The organism is Streptomyces sp. MB09-02B (assembly GCF_033794485.1).
GTDB lineage: Bacteria > Actinomycetota > Actinomycetes > Streptomycetales > Streptomycetaceae > Streptomyces.
Map to the genome: position 1 here is coordinate 1 of NZ_JARGEE010000824.1, position 1568 is coordinate 1568.

Annotated in this window: 2 protein-coding genes; one reads left to right on the forward strand and one right to left on the reverse strand. The window is 69.3% G+C overall.

The annotated features are described in order from the left end of the window. The first annotated feature begins 250 nt into the window (after nt 1-250). The gene (locus tag P1P70_RS44390; RefSeq protein WP_319248141.1) at nt 251-898 is read left to right on the forward strand and encodes a TetR family transcriptional regulator; all 648 of its coding nucleotides are present in this window, start codon (nt 251-253) and stop codon (nt 896-898) included. A 122-nt stretch (nt 899-1020) separates the two neighbouring features. Here the strand turns inward: P1P70_RS44390 and P1P70_RS44395 are convergent, their stop codons facing one another. Then, nucleotides 1021-1509 (reverse strand): nitroreductase/quinone reductase family protein, encoded by a 489-nt coding sequence (locus P1P70_RS44395; RefSeq protein ID WP_319248143.1) that lies wholly within the window; start codon nt 1507-1509, stop codon nt 1021-1023. Nucleotides 1510-1568 lie beyond the last annotated feature (59 nt).

The following is a 1568-nucleotide window of genomic DNA, read 5'->3' on the forward strand; positions in this document are numbered from 1 at the left end:
AGATAATCGAGGGCTGCGCCCCGCGCTTTTCGCTGAAGGGCCGAAGGCCCCTTCAGGGGCGCGGGGAACTGCGCGAGAAGCCCCACCCACCCGCGCCCGAGGAACGCACCGCACAACACACCGAGCGCGGGGGCGAAAGAAAATGGCCAAGGCGCCCCCCACTCACCACACGAACCCCTTGGTGAAGCCCGCACTCCCCATTTGCAGTCGGCCGAATCGCGCTCCGATCACCCCTCGGTAAGCTGACGGCATGACAGGACAAGTGCGTACCGTCGACGGCCGCGTGGCCGGCCGACGAGGGCAGGCGACCCGGCAGAAGCTGCTCGACTGCCTCAGCGAGATGCTCAGCTCGTCGCCCTACCGGGACGTCAAAGTCATTGATGTCGCCCGGAAGGCGGGCACTTCACCCGCGACCTTCTACCAGTACTTCCCGGACGTCGAGGGCGCCGTCCTGGAGATCGCCGAGCAAATGGCCACGGAGGGCGCCACGTTGACGCGCCTTCTCGAAGGCCGCTCCTGGGTCGGCAAGGCCGGCTGGCAGACCGCCCAGGAACTCGTCGACGGATTCCTGGAGTTCTGGCGCAAGAACGACGCCATCCTCCGCGTCGTCGACCTGGGCGCCGCCGAGGGCGACAAACGCTTCTACAAGATCCGCATGAAGATCCTGAACTCGGTCACCAACTCCCTCTCGGACACGGTCGCCGAGCTCCAGGCCAAGGGCCGCGTCGACAAGGACGTGAACCCCGGGGCCGTCGCGGGCTCCCTGGTCGCCATGCTCGCCTCGGTCTCGGGCCACCAGAAGGGCTTCCAGACCTGGGGCGTGAAGCAGGCCGAACTGAAGCCGAACCTGGCTCTGTTGGTGCACCTGGGCATCACCGGCAAGAAGCCCACGAAGTAGCCAGGACCCCCCGGGCACGCCCCCGGACGCGATCCTGTCACGCAGACGGCACCCTCACCCGAGGAGTGCCGCCTGCCGCGTTCGGGGCCCTTGGCCGGGGGGCCGGGGCCGGGACCTGCGCCTCAGCGTCGCACGATCCGGAACACCCGTATCTCCCGGTCCACCCGGGCCTGATACGTCGCGTACGGCGGCCAGAACCGCAGCAACTCCTGCCACGCGGCGGCCCGTTCCTCACCCGCCAGCAGATGCGCGGTGACGGGGATGTCCTGCCCCTTCCAGTTGACCTCGGCGTCGGGGTGGGCCAGCAGGTTGGCGCTCCAGGCAGGATGGCCGGGGCGACCGAAGTTCGACCCCACGAGCACCCAACTGCCGTCCCCCTCCTCGGGCATACAGGCCAGCGGCGTACGACGCGGCACCCCGCTGCGCGCACCGGTCGCGGTCAGGACGACCCCGGGCAGCAGCTGCGCGCTGAGCAGCACACGGCCCCGGGTCACCCGGTGCACCGCCCGGTCCAGGGCGGGTATGACGTGCGGCGCGACCCGGGCGAACGCGGGTGCCGACGACACCTTCTGCACCAGCCGTACGCCCATGCCCCTGATCCCCTCACTCATCCCCACCGCACTCCTCGATCCCATCAGCCCCGCACCTCTTGTCTCTATTACACATCCCC